Annotated in this window: 22 protein-coding genes and 1 tRNA gene; 7 read left to right on the top strand and 16 right to left on the bottom strand. The window is 61.9% G+C overall.

The window, feature by feature from the left end; translation table 11 throughout:
- Positions 1 to 77 precede the first annotated feature (77 nt).
- Positions 78 to 761: a YceI family protein gene (locus GJB56_RS23975; RefSeq protein WP_113683481.1), complete on the bottom strand. Its 684-nt coding sequence runs from the start codon at positions 759 to 761 to the stop codon at positions 78 to 80.
- A gap of 243 nt (positions 762 to 1,004) precedes the next feature.
- Here GJB56_RS23975 and GJB56_RS31440 point away from each other — a divergent pair, with 243 nt between their 5' ends.
- Positions 1,005 to 1,178: a hypothetical protein gene (locus GJB56_RS31440; protein ID WP_003943953.1), complete on the top strand. Its 174-nt coding sequence runs from the start codon at positions 1,005 to 1,007 to the stop codon at positions 1,176 to 1,178.
- 968 nt (positions 1,179 to 2,146) lie between these two features.
- On the opposite strand, the gene GJB56_RS23970 is transcribed toward GJB56_RS31440, so the two are convergent.
- The 10 genes from GJB56_RS23970 to GJB56_RS23925 form a co-directional block, all read right to left on the bottom strand.
- Positions 2,147 to 2,629 carry a hypothetical protein gene (locus GJB56_RS23970; RefSeq protein WP_113683478.1) on the bottom strand — a complete coding sequence of 161 codons (483 nt, stop codon included), beginning with the start codon at positions 2,627 to 2,629 and terminating at the stop codon, positions 2,147 to 2,149.
- A gap of 7 nt (positions 2,630 to 2,636) precedes the next feature.
- A complete protein-coding gene (locus tag GJB56_RS23965; RefSeq protein WP_113683477.1) occupies positions 2,637 to 3,143 on the bottom strand; it encodes an ImmA/IrrE family metallo-endopeptidase in 507 nt (168 codons plus the stop codon).
- 1,006 nt (positions 3,144 to 4,149) lie between these two features.
- Complete coding sequence (locus GJB56_RS23960) at positions 4,150 to 4,815, bottom strand: hypothetical protein (RefSeq protein WP_113683476.1); 666 nt, start codon at positions 4,813 to 4,815, stop codon at positions 4,150 to 4,152.
- Between the two features lie 176 nt (positions 4,816 to 4,991).
- Positions 4,992 to 5,375, bottom strand: a complete 384-nt coding sequence (locus GJB56_RS23955; protein ID WP_113683475.1) for a hypothetical protein — start codon at positions 5,373 to 5,375, stop codon at positions 4,992 to 4,994.
- Positions 5,372 to 5,542 (bottom strand): hypothetical protein, encoded by a 171-nt coding sequence (locus GJB56_RS23950; RefSeq protein ID WP_154606702.1) that lies wholly within the window; start codon positions 5,540 to 5,542, stop codon positions 5,372 to 5,374. Before GJB56_RS23950 ends, GJB56_RS23955 begins: the two co-directional genes overlap by 4 nt.
- Positions 5,539 to 5,859, bottom strand: a complete 321-nt coding sequence (locus tag GJB56_RS23945) for a hypothetical protein (RefSeq protein WP_113683474.1) — start codon at positions 5,857 to 5,859, stop codon at positions 5,539 to 5,541. Before GJB56_RS23945 ends, GJB56_RS23950 begins: the two co-directional genes overlap by 4 nt.
- A complete protein-coding gene (locus GJB56_RS23940) occupies positions 5,856 to 6,548 on the bottom strand; it encodes a WhiB family transcriptional regulator (protein ID WP_113683473.1) in 693 nt (230 codons plus the stop codon). Before GJB56_RS23940 ends, GJB56_RS23945 begins: the two co-directional genes overlap by 4 nt.
- A 382-nt stretch (positions 6,549 to 6,930) precedes the next feature.
- The gene (locus tag GJB56_RS23935; RefSeq protein WP_162793428.1) at positions 6,931 to 7,983 is read right to left on the bottom strand and encodes an AAA family ATPase; all 1,053 of its coding nucleotides are present in this window, start codon (positions 7,981 to 7,983) and stop codon (positions 6,931 to 6,933) included.
- A gap of 279 nt (positions 7,984 to 8,262) precedes the next feature.
- Positions 8,263 to 8,814 (bottom strand): hypothetical protein, encoded by a 552-nt coding sequence (locus tag GJB56_RS23930; RefSeq protein ID WP_154606701.1) that lies wholly within the window; start codon positions 8,812 to 8,814, stop codon positions 8,263 to 8,265.
- A 95-nt stretch (positions 8,815 to 8,909) separates the two neighbouring features.
- Positions 8,910 to 9,161, bottom strand: coding sequence for a DNA-binding protein (locus tag GJB56_RS23925; protein WP_442792697.1), 252 nt, complete (start codon positions 9,159 to 9,161; stop codon positions 8,910 to 8,912).
- A gap of 56 nt (positions 9,162 to 9,217) precedes the next feature.
- Between GJB56_RS23925 and GJB56_RS23920 the strand changes: the two genes are divergently transcribed.
- Positions 9,218 to 9,736, top strand: coding sequence for a helix-turn-helix domain-containing protein (locus GJB56_RS23920; RefSeq protein WP_113683470.1), 519 nt, complete (start codon positions 9,218 to 9,220; stop codon positions 9,734 to 9,736).
- Positions 9,723 to 10,886: a site-specific integrase gene (locus GJB56_RS23915; protein WP_113683469.1), complete on the top strand. Its 1,164-nt coding sequence runs from the start codon at positions 9,723 to 9,725 to the stop codon at positions 10,884 to 10,886. The genes GJB56_RS23920 and GJB56_RS23915 overlap by 14 nt, the downstream gene beginning before the upstream one ends.
- Before the next feature lie 43 nt (positions 10,887 to 10,929).
- Here the strand turns inward: GJB56_RS23915 and GJB56_RS23910 are convergent.
- The 4 genes from GJB56_RS23910 to GJB56_RS23895 form a co-directional block, all read right to left on the bottom strand.
- Positions 10,930 to 11,020, bottom strand: a tRNA-Ser gene (locus GJB56_RS23910).
- A 56-nt stretch (positions 11,021 to 11,076) separates the two neighbouring features.
- Entirely contained in the window at positions 11,077 to 11,268 is a 192-nt protein-coding gene (locus tag GJB56_RS23905) for a CsbD family protein (protein WP_003943869.1), read from the bottom strand.
- A gap of 139 nt (positions 11,269 to 11,407) precedes the next feature.
- Positions 11,408 to 11,869, bottom strand: coding sequence for a nucleoside deaminase (locus GJB56_RS23900; protein ID WP_003943976.1), 462 nt, complete (start codon positions 11,867 to 11,869; stop codon positions 11,408 to 11,410).
- The gene (locus tag GJB56_RS23895; RefSeq protein ID WP_003943823.1) at positions 11,870 to 12,409 is read right to left on the bottom strand and encodes a tRNA adenosine deaminase-associated protein; all 540 of its coding nucleotides are present in this window, start codon (positions 12,407 to 12,409) and stop codon (positions 11,870 to 11,872) included.
- A gap of 48 nt (positions 12,410 to 12,457) precedes the next feature.
- On the opposite strand from GJB56_RS23895, the gene GJB56_RS23890 reads away from it, so the two are divergent.
- The gene (locus GJB56_RS23890) at positions 12,458 to 13,432 is read left to right on the top strand and encodes a prephenate dehydrogenase (protein ID WP_113683468.1); all 975 of its coding nucleotides are present in this window, start codon (positions 12,458 to 12,460) and stop codon (positions 13,430 to 13,432) included.
- 11 nt (positions 13,433 to 13,443) lie between these two features.
- On the opposite strand, the gene GJB56_RS23885 is transcribed toward GJB56_RS23890, so the two are convergent.
- Positions 13,444 to 14,031, bottom strand: coding sequence for a putative glycolipid-binding domain-containing protein (locus GJB56_RS23885; RefSeq protein ID WP_019746484.1), 588 nt, complete (start codon positions 14,029 to 14,031; stop codon positions 13,444 to 13,446).
- A gap of 238 nt (positions 14,032 to 14,269) precedes the next feature.
- On the opposite strand from GJB56_RS23885, the gene GJB56_RS23880 reads away from it, so the two are divergent.
- From GJB56_RS23880 to GJB56_RS23870, 3 genes are read left to right on the top strand one after another with little or no spacing between them, the layout of a single operon-like run.
- Positions 14,270 to 15,415: a DNA cytosine methyltransferase gene (locus tag GJB56_RS23880; protein WP_174531793.1), complete on the top strand. Its 1,146-nt coding sequence runs from the start codon at positions 14,270 to 14,272 to the stop codon at positions 15,413 to 15,415.
- On the top strand, positions 15,412 to 16,287 hold the full coding sequence (locus GJB56_RS23875) for a hypothetical protein (protein WP_019746482.1): 876 nt from the start codon (positions 15,412 to 15,414) through the stop codon (positions 16,285 to 16,287). The genes GJB56_RS23880 and GJB56_RS23875 overlap by 4 nt, the downstream gene beginning before the upstream one ends.
- A gap of 10 nt (positions 16,288 to 16,297) precedes the next feature.
- A complete protein-coding gene (locus GJB56_RS23870) occupies positions 16,298 to 16,702 on the top strand; it encodes a very short patch repair endonuclease (RefSeq protein WP_019746481.1) in 405 nt (134 codons plus the stop codon).
- Positions 16,703 to 16,706 lie beyond the last annotated feature (4 nt).

The following is a 16,706-nucleotide window of genomic DNA, read 5'->3' as shown; positions in this document are numbered from 1 at the left end:
CGGACAACAAGAAAGGAAGGTCATGTCCTTAATCTTCCCTGCCCGCCCCGAAGCAGTGCGAATCGGGTAGACGTAATTCAGCTCGCGGCGAGTGAGACGAGGAAGTCCACCGATCCACTGGCGTCGACGGTGACAAAACCGAGGGACGGGGGTTCAACTCCGAAATCGGTCCAGGTGACCGGAATCGAGCCCGATGCGATCAGCGAATCACCCGAATGCAGCACGGTCATGTCGACCGACACCGGCTTGGACTGACCTTTGAGTGTCAAGGTGCCAGACACCGTGACCGTCGCCGTTGTTCCGTCCGTCGGCACAGCAGCCAAGTCCACCGGCGAGTCGATCGTGAACGTCGCCGTCGGATACGTGCTGGTATCCATCACATTGCCCGTGAACTGGCCGTCGCGCCGATCCGAGTCGGTCTTGATGCTTGCCACCTGCACCGTCACTTCGCCTGAAGTGAGCTTTTCACCCTCGACAACCGCGTTTCCGCTCACCTCGCCGGTGGTTCCGACGACGGTCACACTCGATCCGTTCAGAATCTCGTGCACGGTGTATCCCGCTGCCGTCTGGTTGCCCCCCTGCCCGGCGACGACGGTCCACTGCCCGTCGATCGATCCGGACGCCGCTTCTGCGCCCTGAGTGGATACCACGGCCGCCGGCGCATCGTCTTCAGCGATGAATTTCCCGTACGCCCACGGCCCCACAAGCAGGGCGAGTACGACCACAACTACTGCTCCGCCGATCCACCAGATCTTTTTCATGGGTTCGACGATAGTTGCAGCTTCAACGATTGTCAGGACTTACGACCTGGGAGAACCCTGTGAAAGCGCTCCACGAACACCGAAAGCGGGCACACCCGCAGCCATTAGTAATCATTTGGTAAAGTGGTTTTGCACTCCGGCCCCCAGCCTGGAGTGCCTGGGCCGTGCGCATCGAATCATGCATCGATCCCGATGCGCACGGTCTGCCCGAAACACGAATCACACCGATCGGGGGGGCTCGCAATGGCGGACCTGACGCTCCTGACCGACGACGAGTTACGCGAGCGTCGGATCGCCCTCAGTCGATCCCTCACTACCGCAGCAGATTTGATCCCTACCCCGCCACCCTCGTTCTTCGAGAAGCTGAAGCAGGACATCGATGCCGCCGCTGCAGAGTGGATCGCTCGCCGCTCCTGAACTTCGTCAACCTGTGAATGTCCACCGGAGGACGGCCCCTCCCCCATAAGACTTAGTGCAGCTTCCGATCTCCTCCGAAGTCCAGCGCTGTCCTCGTCCGAATGGCGGACTGGCCGGTCGTCCGATGGTCCAGTCGGAGCGTGTCCGTCCTGACGGTCGGCAGCGCTCGCACGCCAGGTTTACCACACAAAAAAGCTCCCCACCTGCGTGAACAGGTGAGGAGCTTTGGCGGTGGCGGAGGGATTTGAACCCTAATTGGCCACCAGGCCAGGGGCGTAAATGCCGCCTGAACTGCCCGAATACATCATCGGAGATAACGTTGAATCACCCGGTTTTGGGGTGAAGTGTGGCCAAAATGTGGCCACGAAAACGCTGGCACAATCGATCGCATGGAAGACAATTCCGACTGGCATCAGCGAATGCCTCCGAAGTCCCGCTTGCAGGAAGTGCCCTACGAGTCGAGGGTCGCGCGAATGAAGCGGGAGAACGCCGAGTGGGCGTCGAAATGTGGGCCGGTGACAGTGCGGAAGATCAGCGAGCCACAGCCGTAACAGCAGTGGTTGCCCCGCCGGCACCAGCGTCACGCGAGTGGTTGGCCAGGGCTAGCCCTGTTCAGGTTCTCCGATGGAGTCCTCAAAGTATGCGTCAGTCCAGTTTCCTGGCGCGTAGACGCCGATGCCCTTCCCTGACGAATCCAAGACAAAGAGGCCTCCATCTGTGGCCAACTGAAACTTCTTCGCTTCGGGATAGCGATGAAAGGAGATCCCTCGACTGCCAGGCTTGATGAAATGTACTCGAAATGCGCTCATGCCCAGCAGAGTAGGTAAGTAATGCGAACGCGAGATGGTATTCCGCGAAAGAGTGACCTAGCTATCATGAAAATTACTCGGACAACCTGAACGACAGTTGCACCCTGGGCGGGTGACGAAATTGGGGCCGACGGGTGCACCGAAGGGCATTCCAAAGTTTCAGAGCGGTGATTCGTTCTCCTCTGGAGGCTTTGCCCCGCCATTCTTCGCTACCGAATGAGAGAAAAGATACGTTCCAACAATCGTCAAGATTCCCAGCGTCTCGACCGCAAGGCTGCTGATGAACGCAACACCCAAGGCGTCGCTGATTTGCCGGCCACCGAATACGACTCCACAAACCATCGCGGAGCTTGTACCGACAGCAACTGCAGCAAGCACCGCTGCAAGACCGAAGAACCACGGACGCAACTTTGTCGCTTGCTGAAGGCGATCCTTCTCTATATCTTCGAAGCCCTTCGCCGTCCTTCGGTCCCGATTGGCGACGTGAACATTAGACCTCTCAAGAACTGACGTATCCATCGCAGCAAGCAAGTCCAGCGCTGATTCCTCTGCGCTGATAGGCAAAACTGGCAGCATGATTTGATCTTGTTGATCTTCCGCAGCAGCGCCAGACCGTCGCCGCAGCAATCGGGGAAGTTTCACCGACCGATTACTTACCTGAACTCTCGGCCAGCGGCTCGGAGAACTTCTCAAGTCGCTCTTTGCGCTTCTCGGCCGCGGAAATGGTCACTCCATACTTGAGCGCGAGTGATGAGATCGGCACACCATCCCTCAGATCCCTGCCAAATGTACGAGCAGGCATCAACAACTCGCCAGCAAACTCATCGGCAAAGAACTCGTGTAGGTCGTAGTTCCCGGGCGAGCGGAGGTCGCGGAAGGAGAAATCCTTGTCACCTGCGACAGCGGTGCGCTCGATGTAGTGGCCTAGTTCGTGGGCGCAAGTGAACCGACGCCGATTCTGCGAGTCATCCTGCGACAGCAGTATCTCGGCGTCACGACCTGCTTCCTTGATGATCATTCCCGAGACGTCGGCGGGCAGCTTGCCGACACGGACATCAATCCCGTACCGCCGGCAGAGCTTGTACGGATCGCCCGCAAGTTGACCTTCTTCAACGAGTGCTCGCGCTTGCCGGCGAGCTTCTTGCCAGACCAACATTGAAGACCTCCCTCACGGCTCATCAACATGAAACTGCGACTTATCCACAGATTATTCCACAGGCACATTTGACTGTACCGCCAATGTATGCGATAACCCGGCATCTTGGGAAATCTCCCTCAGCCAGGTTGAATGCGCCAGGTTACCTGGCGACACCGACATGCGAGGCGCGCACCAATTTCCCGGTAGGTTGTGACTAAATCTGCTGCTGGCCTCGGGCCGGGCGTCACCTTCCATCCTGGAGGTCGTCCGACGATGCTGGAACTTCTCGCATTCATTCAGGCTTTCACCGAGTCATCCCGCACACTTCGCGACTGTGTGGTCGTCGTTCTCGCGGTCAGTCGAGCCTTCCGCACTGCGCGATCTCGCAAATCACACGATTCTCCGCCTGACCAGCAGTAAAGGGCCGTTTGCGCAGAGGCTTCGGATCTGTAAAAAATTCTCCTGACGAGCGCGACAGTCAGGGCCACCTCCACCCGTTCGTAATTTTCGAGGGGCGGTGCAGATGCCACGTGCACCCCGACTCGGTTGAGTCGGGGTGCACGTGGGGCCGACGTGCGTTCCGGTTATCGTTGTTCCGCCGATTCCATGGAATGTCGGCCTCGCCCCCGGTCTGTTGACGCAGACGCGGGGGCTTTCGCTGGGGGCAGCGTTTCGTGGGACTTCATGTTGTCGTCAAACACTGGGTGTGGCCTCGGTCGTTCCGCCTCGAGGTGCACGAGTTTGCTGACCTCAGCGTGTGGAAAAAGTCGGGGGGGTATCGAACACCTCGCCGTGTTGTGACTTTTGAAGTCGAAAAGGGGGTTACCCCTCCCCCTTCGTTAGAGCTGACGAGGGTCGGAACCAACAGGTCCCGACCCTCGCAACTGTGGGGCGCTGGCGAGCTCATCGCCTTGGACGGTTGTCGCCCTGGCCGTCTGCCATGGATTCCGATTCTCGACCTCGCTCGACCTTGTTAGGCCGGTATCGAGTCGGTGACTTTGACGCCCTACCTGGATACGTTCGCCTATCCCAGTTGCGTCCAGTCTGGCGGCGAGTCGAGCGGGGAACGCCACACCGTCGGCCGTTTGTGTACTTTCCCGTCGGGGCCGACTGCTACCTGCTCCAGGGTGTCGATATTTCGATGCACCGTGTGCGGAACACCGTCGATGTCGACGGTGCGAACCTCGATGCGATCGCTTGATGTGCCAACGCTGACGGCGAAAGCTGGATCGATTGCGGCGCGTTCAAGGTCTGCTTCGTTGCGTTCACTTGATCGGGCAATCGCGTCATCATCGCTGATGATTGCGTCAACTTCCGCGTCTCGCTCTGCGATCAGTTCGGCCGCGCGCACATCTGCGGCATCGTCTATCAGATCGATCAAAGGGCGAATCAGGAAGCCGGGTGACGGAACTCCGTCACGCCAGTCAGCGATGGAAAGCGGTACATTCGGCGGTCGCGGCGGTTCAGTTCCAAGTGCCATGTGTGCGCGCTCGATGCGCTTGAACACAATGTCGGAACGCTTTTGGGCAATCGCATATTCGATCAATGCTTCAACCCAGGGCTGCTGTGCAAGTGCATCTTTGACGATTGTTGCAGCTTTGCGGGCCCCGTCGCGGGCGGCAGCCGCCTCCGCCCCCGCCTCGTGGGTGAGGTAGCCGGTAGCCCAGACCCTTTCGCGCTCGTCCGTCATTTCCGTCTCTCATCTCGTGAGTACTGATCGGCCAGGCCTTGCGCCATCCTGTCGACTCCCGGACGCGACCGGGTGGCAACGGGGGTATTGCGTGCTTCACGTAGAACTTCCGCGAATTCGTCATCGGTTAGTGACGAAAGATACTGAATTACTTCGTTTCTGGTAGGCATGAGCCTTTATCCCTCCTTCTTCTGTGTGCGCGCGAACTCGGTGACGGTGTGACGCTCGAACATCCAGCGACCACCAACGATCCGGCCGTCGAGATCTTCTGCGATACGTCTGGTCTGTCGTGATGACAGCCCGAGGATCGCCGCGGCTTGACGTACGTCGATCGGATCGATTCCCGAATCCTGCACCGCGGGCGACGAATCGATGTCCGTCTGTCCGGACCCGGCCGCAGCCCGACACAGCACAGCGAGCGTGTACAGGTCTCGGCTGGGTGCATGACCAGCACGGACGCGCGCTCGTTGCGCCGCCTCCGCGGCGTACAGACATGCCTCGATCGCTGGCCCCTGCAGGATGACGGCCCTATCGAGGATCTGTGCAGGAATGGCGGTCATGATCGCCCCTGCCCCTGCTTGCGCTCGACGGTATCCACCAATCGATCCGCCAGCGCGATCGCTTCGGTGTACGTGAGCGACAACTCAGCTCGGCCGCTGCGAACCACGATTTGAAGCGGTCTCGTCGGACGGTGGATCACGCGCACGGTTTGCTTCGAGTGGCTCACGACATCTCACCATCCGGTTCTGCAGCGTCGGCAAGCATCGTCAGGCTTTGCGCCAACATTCGGGCGTCGTGTGGGTCCATCGACCACGGTCCGAGTTCGACACTGCCGCCGGCACCGTTCTGGAAGACGGCAGTGACAGCGATCGTCTGCAACTCGTCGAGCTGGTCGTGATTCCACGCGTGCCAGTGCCGCTCGATCCCGATGCGGCCCTCGTCGTCGAGTCCGGGGTGCGCCGAATCGGCCGGCAATGGCTGCCACCGTTCTATCTGCTCTTCTTTCGGGGCCTGTGGGCGTTCCCAGAAGCGTTCGGCCTTCATGAGTTGTTGCCTTCCATTGATGAGGATTTCGTTCGCACCCGGCCGGCCCAGACACCGGCAACCGAAGCTCGGTTCTCTGCCGCAGCGCGATCGCAGGCTTCGTAGACGAGGCAGCGGTCGCAGATCTGTATTGCGCGATCATGGCGGGCATCTCTGTCGACTCGCTGCTCACCATCGAGTTCGGCGTCGAACAGTTCGTGAGACCCGACGCACGCCGCACCGAAGAGACGAGGATCCGCGAGGGACGAAAGCGCGAGTAGTGCGATGGACGTGCGTCTCTGTGGATGCGGGTCTGACCGTGTGCTCGTGCGCTTGACCTGTTTCGGTTTCGCGGGATCGCTGTTGCGTGGCGTCAGCCCAGCAGCCGCCTTCCGTTGGTTCGTCGCCAAGCGCAGACGATCGGTGCCCACACTGCACTTCGCGTTCCGCAATGCCTGGAGCGCCTCGGCGCGGGTGGCCGTGACTGGGACACGCAACCGATCGAGGTCTGCGACGGTTTCCGCGATCTGCTCTTCCGTCGGCGGCTTGACTATCCCCATGCGAGTCTGCATTCCCGTCGATCCCAGGCACCTCGACGGACCAAGAGCGGCGGCGATGACATCGAGCCATCCCGGATGATCGCGTCGGCAGTCTTCTTCGCAAGACCTGTCGCGACGATCGCGTCGAGGACCACGCTCTTGGTCTGCCATCGCCCGTCCGAGAGCACGCGTTCGACGGCTGTGACTCCAGCGAGAATCCTTGGTGCATTCCCACTTCTCGCGCAGTCCACTGAGTTCATCGTGTTTCGCTTTCTGTGTGCAGCTGAGCCGACGTGGGTCCCGCACCCCCTCTTTAAGAGAGGGGGGTGTGCGGGGACACCCTCGGCGGCGCTCTGGCTGCAAGGTGTCCCCAAGGTGTCCCCAAATCGCGGGGACACCCTCTGAGCTGGCTCTTCCTTCTTCGTGGAGGTGCGAAAAACAGGGTGTCCCCGAACACCTCGGGTGTTCCCGATTTCAGGGTGTCCCCGCCAAATCGGGGACACCCTCTGACCAGGCACATTGAAACCAACAATGGCGTGACCTGCTATTTTCATCAGAAGGCCGCCAACTCGGGTATCGGACGATCGTCGACCCCTTCGGCAGCCTTCTTGCGAGCCTTGACTGCGGCGACAACGATGTCGTTGCGCACCTTGAAGCCGGCTGCCCGAAGGGCGGTGCGTGCCCGCTTCCCGCCCGTCTCGGGATCGAGTTTGAGCCGAGCCATTTCGGCCATCGTTTCCTGAATTCGGAGTTGGTCGCCGAGAGGCGGTTCATCCTCGATCGCGACGTGGCGCAGGATCGGATCGACCTCACGCAAGATCTTCACGCGCTCGGGATGAGCGTTGCCGCGCTGACGCTCGAGCTTCAATCCGACACGAGCAAGACCACCCTTTTCAACCTGCTGTGACAGCAGCCAGACAGCATCGACGTCATCGTTCTTCGCCGACGATCCACGCGCGCCGGCTGCGCCGTCTTTGCCTGTGTGGTCAAGTCGCACCACTGCGCGACGTTGAGCTTTGAGCGGAGCCAGCGCATAGCGGTACAGATTCCGGTACGTGTCTGCCGAGTTCTCATCCCCACGCACAACTCTGGACAGCGTGTCGATGATGACCAGTGATGCGTCGTGCAGCTCTGCCAACTCCGCCAACTCGCGGCCTCCGGCTTCGGAGTCGAGAGTCGGCAGTGTCGGGAACGACAGATACCGGAGGTTGTCGAGCTGCTGGGGCCGATAGTCCATATCACGCAAGCGGTCTGCAATGTCGTCCTGCGAGTTCTCCAGATCGACATACAGCACGCGCTCAGGCTTGCGTTTGCGGTTACCGAGCACCGGCCGGCCCGTCGAGAGAGAGGCCGCGATGTCGAGCATGAGTAGCGACTTGCCGGCCTTCGCCGTCGCCACGATCGAATACGCCCGCCCCCGGGCAATGACGTCGGGGACCAACCACTGCACGTCCTCAGGAGCACCTTCAAAGACACGCCCCCAGTCGAGCACCGGATGACGCTGCCCGATCGACGGCGCAGGTTTGAGCTCGGCCGGAACATTGTCGTCAGGTGGGCCGTCAGGCCACTCCGGTTCGGGGTAGTCCTGGCCGTACGGAATGCTCACGCAATTACCCCTCCACTTCGATGAAAGATCTCCACCGCAATGCCGCGGTCTTCCCCGCCCCTGCGATACAGCGCACGAAGCACCTCGAACGGGACGATCGGGCACTTACCGGTGAACAGGATGTGAGCGGCGGCATCGCGCCAACTGTCGGCCACCCGGTCACTCAGCGGCGGAACCGAGCATTTGCAGGGCCACGGATCAGGGCAACCACAATCGAGAGGCGGAACCCGCCTGGAGGCCTCACGCCTCCGCGCGAGTTGCTTTGCAGCAGTGTCCACGTCACTTCACGTCCTCGGCTGCAACCATGGATCGCGCGGCGTCTTTGAGTTGATCGATCAGCGTGTGAACCTCGTCGTAGGTTAACTCACCGTGCGGGGCCTCGACGCCGATCATCGGAGTCTCTGTGCCATCCGAGAGTAAGCGGTCGAATCGGTGAATCTGCACGACGCCGCTACCCGATTCAGCTGTGACCCTGGGGTATTCGTTCAGCGGTTCGTCGTGAACCCACAGTCCGTCATCGCGCTGCCATTCGAACCCCTCCGGGCTACCGTTTTCGGATTCCAGCTTGAGCATGTTGGACCAGAACTCCGTACGCTGCCATTCCTTGTCGTCCGAGTGAGACATACGGAACGCGATGCATTCACACTGATCGTCATCTGCCTCGTAAAGCGGCCCACGCTGATGCTTCACCAGCTCGAGCAGTTCACGAACCAGGGCCGTGGTTATCTCGGTAGCCGATTCGATCCGACCATTGCAGCTCGCCACCATAGCCACGTCGGCGGCCGTGTCGATCGCTTTCTGCGTGACCTCGACTGAGATATCGTCGTTCATGAAATCTGCTCCTCGCTTGGTAGCTGGGTGGTTTTCATTGCCCTCGATGCCCTGGCCGGCGTCGAGGGCGTTTTCGTGAGGCGAGTTGGTGGTCATCAGGCGGACACCGGACGGTCATCGGTGCGCTGAAACGTGTTGGCGTCCACGTACGCGTGCAGGTCGTCCCAGCGATAGAGGACGCGCCGGCCGTGCTTGACGAAGCGAGGGCCTGCGCCAAGGTATCGATCCTGTGCGAGACGCTGGGTGGTGCTTCGCAGGAAAATCGCCGCTTCCTCGGCTGTAGCGAGTGGTGACTGTTCGGACACAATGCCCTCCGTTTCGATGATGATGATTTCTGTTTCGATCACGTCTCATCATTGCATGCACTTTGGAATCAAGCAAGATCGGGAATACTGTTTCGATCATGGCTACTCGAAAAGTGGAAATCGGTCCAACTGGTCGCACGGTGGCGGCGAACGTGACGCGCTACCGAAAGAGGCAGGGATTCACAATGCGTGACCTCGCCGCGGAACTTGAGTCCAATCAATGGGCACTCTCGGCCTCTGCTATCAGCCAGATAGAGAACGGCGCAAGACGTGTCGACGTCGACGACCTGTTCGCTCTAGCAATTGCGCTTGACGTCACCCCCGCACTGCTTCTGATGCCAGAGGCGCACAGCGCAGATGAAAGAGTCGACGGTCCAGCACCATTCGGCACTACCAGCGCATCTCACGTGTGGGCATACCTCTTGCTTGACCCTCCACCCGGCGATCCGCTGAACGAATGGTGGGAGGATCCGCGAGAGAAGGGGCTCGCGCCAATCGGCCGCTGGCTATCGCGGGTGTCCAAAGATTCTGATTCGAGCGCGGTTTGGCGGGCATTTACGGAGTTCATGAATTCACTGCAGGCGATCGAAAAGGGTGCGCAACGTGGCGACGATTGAGGGCTATGACACGAAGGGCGGCAAGCGATATCGCGTCCGCTATCGCACGCCGGATCACAAGCAGACCCAAAAGCGAGGGTTCAAGACCAAGCGTGACGCCGAAGCCTTCTCGAACACGGTCGAGGTGCAAAAGCTCACTGGCGAATACGTTGCACCGGCCCTTGGCCGGATTCCCGTTTCCGAACTGGCACCGGATTGGTTGGCGCGCAAGGAAACTGATGTAGCTCCGTCGAACTACCGCACCCTCGAGGCCGCATGGCGAAACCATGTGAAACCACGGTGGGGTCACGTCCGGCTCGTCGATATCGAACCGGCCGGCGTCGAGCAGTGGATAGCCGAGATGGGTCGCACGATCAAAGACCCGAAGGACAAGAAGAAGATCCTAAAGAAGGGCAGCGGCGCGACGGTCATCATTCGGGCGTACGGCGTGCTGGCGGGCATCCTCGACGACGGGGTGAAGTCTCGACGGATCGCAAAGAATCCGGCGCGCGGCGTCGAGAACCTGCCCAACAAGACGGCTAAGCGTCACGTCTATCTCTCGGCCGACGACGTTGCGCGCCTGGCTCACGAGTCAGGACAACATCGGGTCTTGGTGCTCACTCTGACCTACACTGGCCTCCGCTGGGGTGAGCTGGTCGCGCTGAGGGTGAAAGACGTGGAATTCCTGCGTCGTCGCATCACCGTCCATGACAACGCCGTGCAGCTCGGCGTCGATCACGCCGAAGGACTGACCAAGAGTCGCCGGACCCGATCGGTACCCGTCCCTCAGTTCATCCTCGACGAGCTGTCTCGCCAGTGCGTCGGCAAGTCGCCGAACGATCTCGTGTTCCCCGGCCCCGACGGCCGGTTCCTTCCACGGCCCAAGTCGGACGGCGGTTGGTTCGTCGGCGCCGTCAAGCGCGCTGGTGTCCAGACGATCACGCCCCACGATCTGCGGCACACCACGGCAAGCCTGGCGATCAGCTCGGGCGTGAACGTCCTGGCGCTGGCACGGATGCTCGGGCACACCTCGGCGAAGGTCACCCTGGACACGTATGCGGACCTGTTCGACACCGACCTCGACGACGTTGCGGTCACGATGGATAAGGCTTACTCACCGGCAAGTGTGGCCAAAAAGTGGCCACAAGCGGCAGCGAACACATCCCAGTAGACGCAAAAACACCCTCTGAACTGGCAGTTCAGAGGGTGTTCCTTGGCGGTGGCGGAGGGATTTGAACCCTCGGACGGGGGTTACCCGTCACACGCTTTCGAGGCGTGCTCCTTAGGCCGCTCGGACACGCCACCGCTGGTGACTTTACCGGATGGAGTGCCCGTGGCCGAAATCGCCAGGTGGAGCGGTATTACGTGAGCTTGTCCTTGATGCTGGATGCGGCGTCCTTGACCTTCTCGCCGGCGTCCTTGACGGCCGATTTCACCTGGTCGCCTTTACCTTCGTTTTCGAGGTCCCGGTCACCGGTAGCGCTGCCAGCAGCTTCCTTGGCCTTGCCCCCGAGGTCTTCGGCCTTGTTCTGAGCCTTGTCTGCGATTCCCATGAGTACTCCTCTGTGAACGCGAACGAATCACCTTCCGGCGATTCGCCGATACCCTGACGGCATCTGATCTCCACCATGCCCGTGATTACCGGTTCCGGCTACCCGAGTGTGCGATCACTCTCGATGGGGAATACCGATTTCAGGCCCGCTGCTCGCGGAAGAAATCTTCCAAAAGCCCAGCGCATTCGTCCTCGAGGACCCCGCCGCGCACCTGCGGCCGATAGGTCAATCTTTTATCTCGAACTACGTCCCATAATGATCCGACGGCTCCGGTTTTCGGCTCCCACGCCCCGAAAACGACCCGAGAAACCCGGGCGAGGACCAGAGCGCCCGCACACATCGTGCATGGCTCGAGGGTGACGGCCAGCGTCGCACCTTCAAGGCGCCAGCCGTCGCCGTAGGTTTTTGCGGCAGCACGCAACGCGAGGATTTCGGCGTGCGCGGTCGGATCGGACGACGCTTCCCTTGCATTGGAGGCCCGAGCAACTTCGACGCCGTCTGCGTCGAACACCACTGCCCCGACCGGGACGTCTGCGTCGGAGGCGGAACGTGCGGCCACGATGGCCGCACGGATCATGCGCTGATCGTCAGCGAGAGTCATCTAGCGCGGGAGCTTGTCGAGCGCTGCGCCGAACTCGGATGCGAACCCGAGTCGCTGCGCGATCATCCCCAACTGCTCGTCCGGATAAAGATCGGTCTCGGCCGCGATGACGGCGAGCACGGGTTCCGGCAGGCCCAGATCGGCCAGGACGGACAGGTCGCCCTCTTCCCAGGGTTCGACGTCGTCGAGGTCGTCCGGGTCGATGTCGGGGATCTCGATGTGCAAGGCGTCGAGGACGTCGGCTGCGATGTCGTAGTCGATGGCGGCGGTCGCGTCGGAAATCAGCAACTGCGTGCCGGACGGCGCCGGACGCAACACGATGAAGAACTCGTCGTCGACGTCGAGAAGACCGAAGACGGCACCCGAACTTCGCAGCTCACGCAGCTGCGTTTCGGCGGCCGAGAGCGAGGTCAACGCGTCGGGCGTCAGTGCCTTGACCGTCCAACGCCCCTCTTCACGGACCACCGCGACACCGAAGCCTTCAAGCTCCTCCGACTGGTTCGAAGAGGCGCTCTTGTTACCCGCGCGCTGTGCACCCATGGCGCAACGGTAGCCCGCCTGGTGCCAGTGAGTGAAGTCCGAGCATCGATGTGCCAACCTGAACTCGTGTCTGCGATCGATTCCGCCCCACCAGTCTGCGTTCTCGGCCTCGGATTGATCGGCGGTTCGCTACTTCGCGCCGCCGTCCGATCCGGCCGTCAGGCGTGGGGTTACAACCGTTCCAGCGAGTCCGCCGACGCGGCCCGAGCCGACGGTTTCGACGCCGACACCGATCTGGTTTCAGTGCTGCAGAGAGCGAACGAGAGCGGTGCGATCATTGTGATCGCCGTGCCGATGCCTGCCGTCGACGCCACCTTGGAGGCAATCGCCGCGCATGCGCCGAACAATCCGATCACGGACGTCGTCAGCGTCAAGGGCGAAGTGAAGGCCGCGGTCGAACGAGCGGGCTTGAGCGCCAAGTTCGTGGGCGGTCATCCGATGACGGGGACGTCAGCTTCGGGTTGGGCGGTCGGGGATGCCGATCTGTTCGTCGACGCGGTGTGGGTCGTTGCCACCGACAACGGCGTCGACGCAGACGTGTGGTCGCAGGTCGCCGACCTGGCACTCGACTGCGGCTCGGTGGTCGTGCCGGCCGAATCTCTCGAGCACGATCGAGCAGTCGCGCGTATCTCTCACCTGCCCCACCTACTGGCGGAAACACTCGCGATCACCGGAGCTGCCGGCGGCGAACTGGCCCTTGGGCTGGCCGCCGGGTCATTTCGCGACGGCACCCGCGTAGCCGGGAGCGCTCCTGGCCTGGTGCGGGCGATGTGCGAGGGCAACCGTGACGCCCTGCTGGTCGCGCTGGACGAAGCGCTCGACCTTTTGCAGGGTGCACGCACCGATCTGCTCGACAACGGCTCCACGGCACGATTGGTGGACGCAGGGTTCGCTGCGCGCGGCGCTTACGAGTCGCACGAGCGTTGGGACATCGAAGACGTTCAGGTCGGAGAACCCGACTGGATCGAGCGGATGCGGGACGCCGGTCGACGCGGCGGCGTCATCCGGCGATCCGAAACCTAGAGGTACGAAACCTAGATTCGAGTTGCCAGACCCGGGTAGTCGAGGACGAAGCCTTCGGTATCGACGGCCAGCGTCGAGCTGGACACCGGGGACAGCACACTGATTCCGTCGGTGCCGCTGCTGTAGGTGATGGTCGCACCCTCGACGCGCAGGTCGAGAAGGTTGACGTAGACGACCGGGACCTCGGCGTCTTCGATGTCGTTCTGCAAGCCGACGCGGCGGATGGGCAGCGTGTTGAAGAACGGGCTGAGGATCACGTCGACATCAAGTGCGCCATCGAACGCAGAGCGCTGGTGACTGGCGCCGTTCTCGACCATCCAGGTGCCTTCTTCGTCCCGGCTGATCGACATCTGACGCTCACCGGCGGCCAGGGCGGTCCGCACCGACAGCCGGCGGGTGATGCCGGCCTCGTCGGTGACCAGGTCGTATGACGCGCTGAATGCAGGGTGCTCACTGCAGGCTCCACCGATGATCCGGCCGGAAGCCTTGATGCGATTTCCGTTCAGCTGCACACGAACAGACTCCATACGAGGAGCGTTGTGGGCCTGCCAGGTCAATACCGCGGGCCAGGACGCGTCACCGGAAGGTTGGATGCTCACCCGACCACGGTAATGGACGAACGGGCGCGGAGCACCGCTGGTTCGGGTTATTGCTTCGATCAGGGACCTTTTAGGGACTTCGATCGGCCCCGAAGATCTCGATGTAAGCCGTTTCACAACGCTTCTTCAGCCAGGAGCACCCCGCAGACCGAATAGTTGGCAAACGGTGTCGGAGTTCTCGAGTACCGTGCTTCTAGGTCGGTTCGTGAGGAAGGGTGCTGTGACGTCGTCGCGGAGCATGGTGGGTTTGTTTGCCGGTATCGGCGGGCTCGAGTTGGGGCTCTCGGAACATGGGTGGAACACCGAACTGCTGTGTGAAATCGATCCGGGCGCCCAGGCAGTTCTCCGTTCGCGTTTCGCCGACGTGCCGTTGCACGGCGACGTCACCAAACTGCGCGCGCTGCCCAGTGACATCGAATTGGTGGCCGCCGGTTTCCCCTGCCAGGACCTCTCTCAAGCTGGCAAAACAGCAGGCATCACCGGCGCACGCTCAGGCCTGGTGGACGAGGTGTTCCGGCTGGTCAAGCGCAAGAAAGGCCCGCGCTGGCTGTTGATCGAGAACGTTCCGTTCATGCTGCAACTCGGCAAGGGCGCTGCCATGCGGCACATCACCGACGCTCTCGAGGACCTCGGATACACCTGGGCATACCGGGTGGTCGACGCCCGCGCCTTCGGACTCCCCCAGCGCCGCCAGCGCGTCATCATGCTTGCCTCGCGCACGGACGATCCTCGCGAAATCCTGTTCGGCCAGGACGCCGGCGAGCGCCTGGGAGGTGATCCCGCGGACTACCCCTGCGGCTTCTACTGGACCGAAGGCACCCGCGGACTCGGATGGGCCGTCAATGCGGTGCCGACGCTCAAGGGCGGCTCGTCCGTCGGCATCCCCAGCCAGCCGGCGGTCCGGTTGCCGTCCGGTGAGATCGTCACTCCCGGCCTCGTCGACGCCGAACGCCTGCAGGGTTTCGATCCCGACTGGACGCTTCCGTCCGTCGAGGTTCCCGGCCTACGCCACAGCCACCGATGGAAGCTCGTCGGCAATGCCGTGAGCGTGCGGATGGCGTCGTGGGTCGGTGGCCGGCTGAACGATCCCATCGAATACGACGCCGCCGGCGAAACGCCACTCGAACCGGGCGACGCGTGGCCGAGTGCGGCGTGGGGCCGTAACCGCCAAGCCTTCCGCGTCCACACCTCGACCTGGCCGGTCCAGTACGACTACGAGGATCTGAGTGGCTTCCTCGAGGACACGCGGTTGCTGTCGGCGCGGGCCACGGCCGGCTTCCTCAAGCGCGCACGCATGGGCAATCTTCGGTTCATCCCCGGTTTCATCGAGGACGTCGAAAGCCATCTCGAGCGGATGGGCGGATACCCCGAGGCCGCGGCATGACGGAATCACTGTTCCCCGAACCTGAAACGCTATTCCCCGAACCGCTGTTTTCCGAGCCGGAACACGAACCACTGTGGAGTGCACTGCAACTCGCGGGCGACAAGCCTCCGGCCGACGCCGATCGCGGCGAGAAGAAGAACTACGCCCAGCGACTCTCCAATCAACTGGCACAGACGGTGGCCGACGCTCTGCGTCCGCTGTATCCCAACATCACCCCGACAGCGTCCGGCGAAGGCCAGGAGGCAACCGTTGATGTCGCCAAGGGCCGAAAGCGCTTGGACGTCAAGGCACTCGACCCCACTCTCGGCCTGATCCTCTGCGTCTCCATCAAGACGTACAACTTCCAGGACTACAGTCCCCGCAGCGGAAAACTTGGACGGTGGACCAAGAACATCGTCCGCAACGACCACGAATTGCGTGGCGAGGCAATGGTTCTGCATCAGCGTCAGCCGTACAGCGTGTTGGTCGCCGTCATGTTCGAGCCGTACGCCACATGCGACGACGGCGACCCGACCAAGACCAGCGACACCGGCAAATCCTCTTTTGCACACCACGTCACGACGCTCTCGAAGCGCTCGGGCCGGGGCAAGCGCGCAGTGGTCGGCGTTCCAGGAAAGGCCTGGGTGGATCTCGGCGCCGAGGACACCCGCTACGACCTCTTCGAGAAGGTCTACATCGGACTCTACGAACCCGATGGCGCGGTTCGGTTCTTCGACGTCGACGAGCCGCCGCCGCGCAACGGCCGGCCCACCGAAGCTCAGACGCTCTCGTTCACCGACTTCGTGACCGTCGTGCACGGTGAAGTGGAGCGTCGCAACAGGTTTGCGCCCACCTGGTCCGATCCCGAAGACAGCGACGATTCCGACGGCTGAGGGAACCACGGTGCCTGCGACGGATCCTGCCACCAGCGCTCGGATGAGCGCTCAGCGTCGGCGCGACACCAAACCTGAAATTGCACTTCGACGCGAGCTTCATCGGCGCGGACTCCGGTACTTCGTGGACCGGGCGCCTGTCAAAGGTGTTCGCCGACGCGCTGATCTGGTGTTTCCGCGCCGCAAAGTCGCGGTGTTCGTGGACGGATGCTTCTGGCACAGCTGCCCGCAGCATGCGACGTTTCCCAAGAACAACGCGCAGTGGTGGACGGACAAGTTGGCCGCCAACGTGGTTCGAGACCGCGACACCGATGCACGTCTGGCAGAGCAGGGTTGGACCGTCATCCGCATCTGGGAGCACGAAGATCCGCTGGTAGCAGCCGAACGCGTCCAGAAAGCCCTGCTCGGTCCGTAAGCTC

It is taken from the genome of Rhodococcus sp. AQ5-07 (genome assembly GCF_009707305.1).
Classification (GTDB): domain Bacteria; phylum Actinomycetota; class Actinomycetes; order Mycobacteriales; family Mycobacteriaceae; genus Rhodococcus_F; species Rhodococcus_F erythropolis.
The sequence above is the reverse complement of the archived record's forward strand: the minus strand, read 5'-3'. Positions and strand labels throughout refer to the sequence as shown.

Coding starts and splice junctions, on each gene's coding strand:
- GJB56_RS23975 (WP_113683481.1), bottom strand. CDS start 761: ATGAAAAAGATCTGGTGGATCGGCGGAGCAGTAGTTGTGGTCGTACTC.
- GJB56_RS31440 (WP_003943953.1), top strand. CDS start 1,005: ATGGCGGACCTGACGCTCCTGACCGACGACGAGTTACGCGAGCGTCGG.
- GJB56_RS23965 (WP_113683477.1), bottom strand. CDS start 3,143: ATGTTGGTCTGGCAAGAAGCTCGCCGGCAAGCGCGAGCACTCGTTGAA.
- GJB56_RS23960 (WP_113683476.1), bottom strand. CDS start 4,815: ATGACGGACGAGCGCGAAAGGGTCTGGGCTACCGGCTACCTCACCCAC.
- GJB56_RS23955 (WP_113683475.1), bottom strand. CDS start 5,375: ATGACCGCCATTCCTGCACAGATCCTCGATAGGGCCGTCATCCTGCAG.
- GJB56_RS23945 (WP_113683474.1), bottom strand. CDS start 5,859: ATGAAGGCCGAACGCTTCTGGGAACGCCCACAGGCCCCGAAAGAAGAG.
- GJB56_RS23940 (WP_113683473.1), bottom strand. CDS start 6,548: ATGGCAGACCAAGAGCGTGGTCCTCGACGCGATCGTCGCGACAGGTCT.
- GJB56_RS23930 (WP_154606701.1), bottom strand. CDS start 8,814: ATGAACGACGATATCTCAGTCGAGGTCACGCAGAAAGCGATCGACACG.
- GJB56_RS23920 (WP_113683470.1), top strand. CDS start 9,218: ATGGCTACTCGAAAAGTGGAAATCGGTCCAACTGGTCGCACGGTGGCG.
- GJB56_RS23905 (WP_003943869.1), bottom strand. CDS start 11,268: ATGGGAATCGCAGACAAGGCTCAGAACAAGGCCGAAGACCTCGGGGGC.
- GJB56_RS23900 (WP_003943976.1), bottom strand. CDS start 11,869: ATGACTCTCGCTGACGATCAGCGCATGATCCGTGCGGCCATCGTGGCC.
- GJB56_RS23895 (WP_003943823.1), bottom strand. CDS start 12,409: ATGGGTGCACAGCGCGCGGGTAACAAGAGCGCCTCTTCGAACCAGTCG.
- GJB56_RS23890 (WP_113683468.1), top strand. CDS start 12,458: ATGTGCCAACCTGAACTCGTGTCTGCGATCGATTCCGCCCCACCAGTC.
- GJB56_RS23880 (WP_174531793.1), top strand. CDS start 14,270: ATGGTGGGTTTGTTTGCCGGTATCGGCGGGCTCGAGTTGGGGCTCTCG.
- GJB56_RS23875 (WP_019746482.1), top strand. CDS start 15,412: ATGACGGAATCACTGTTCCCCGAACCTGAAACGCTATTCCCCGAACCG.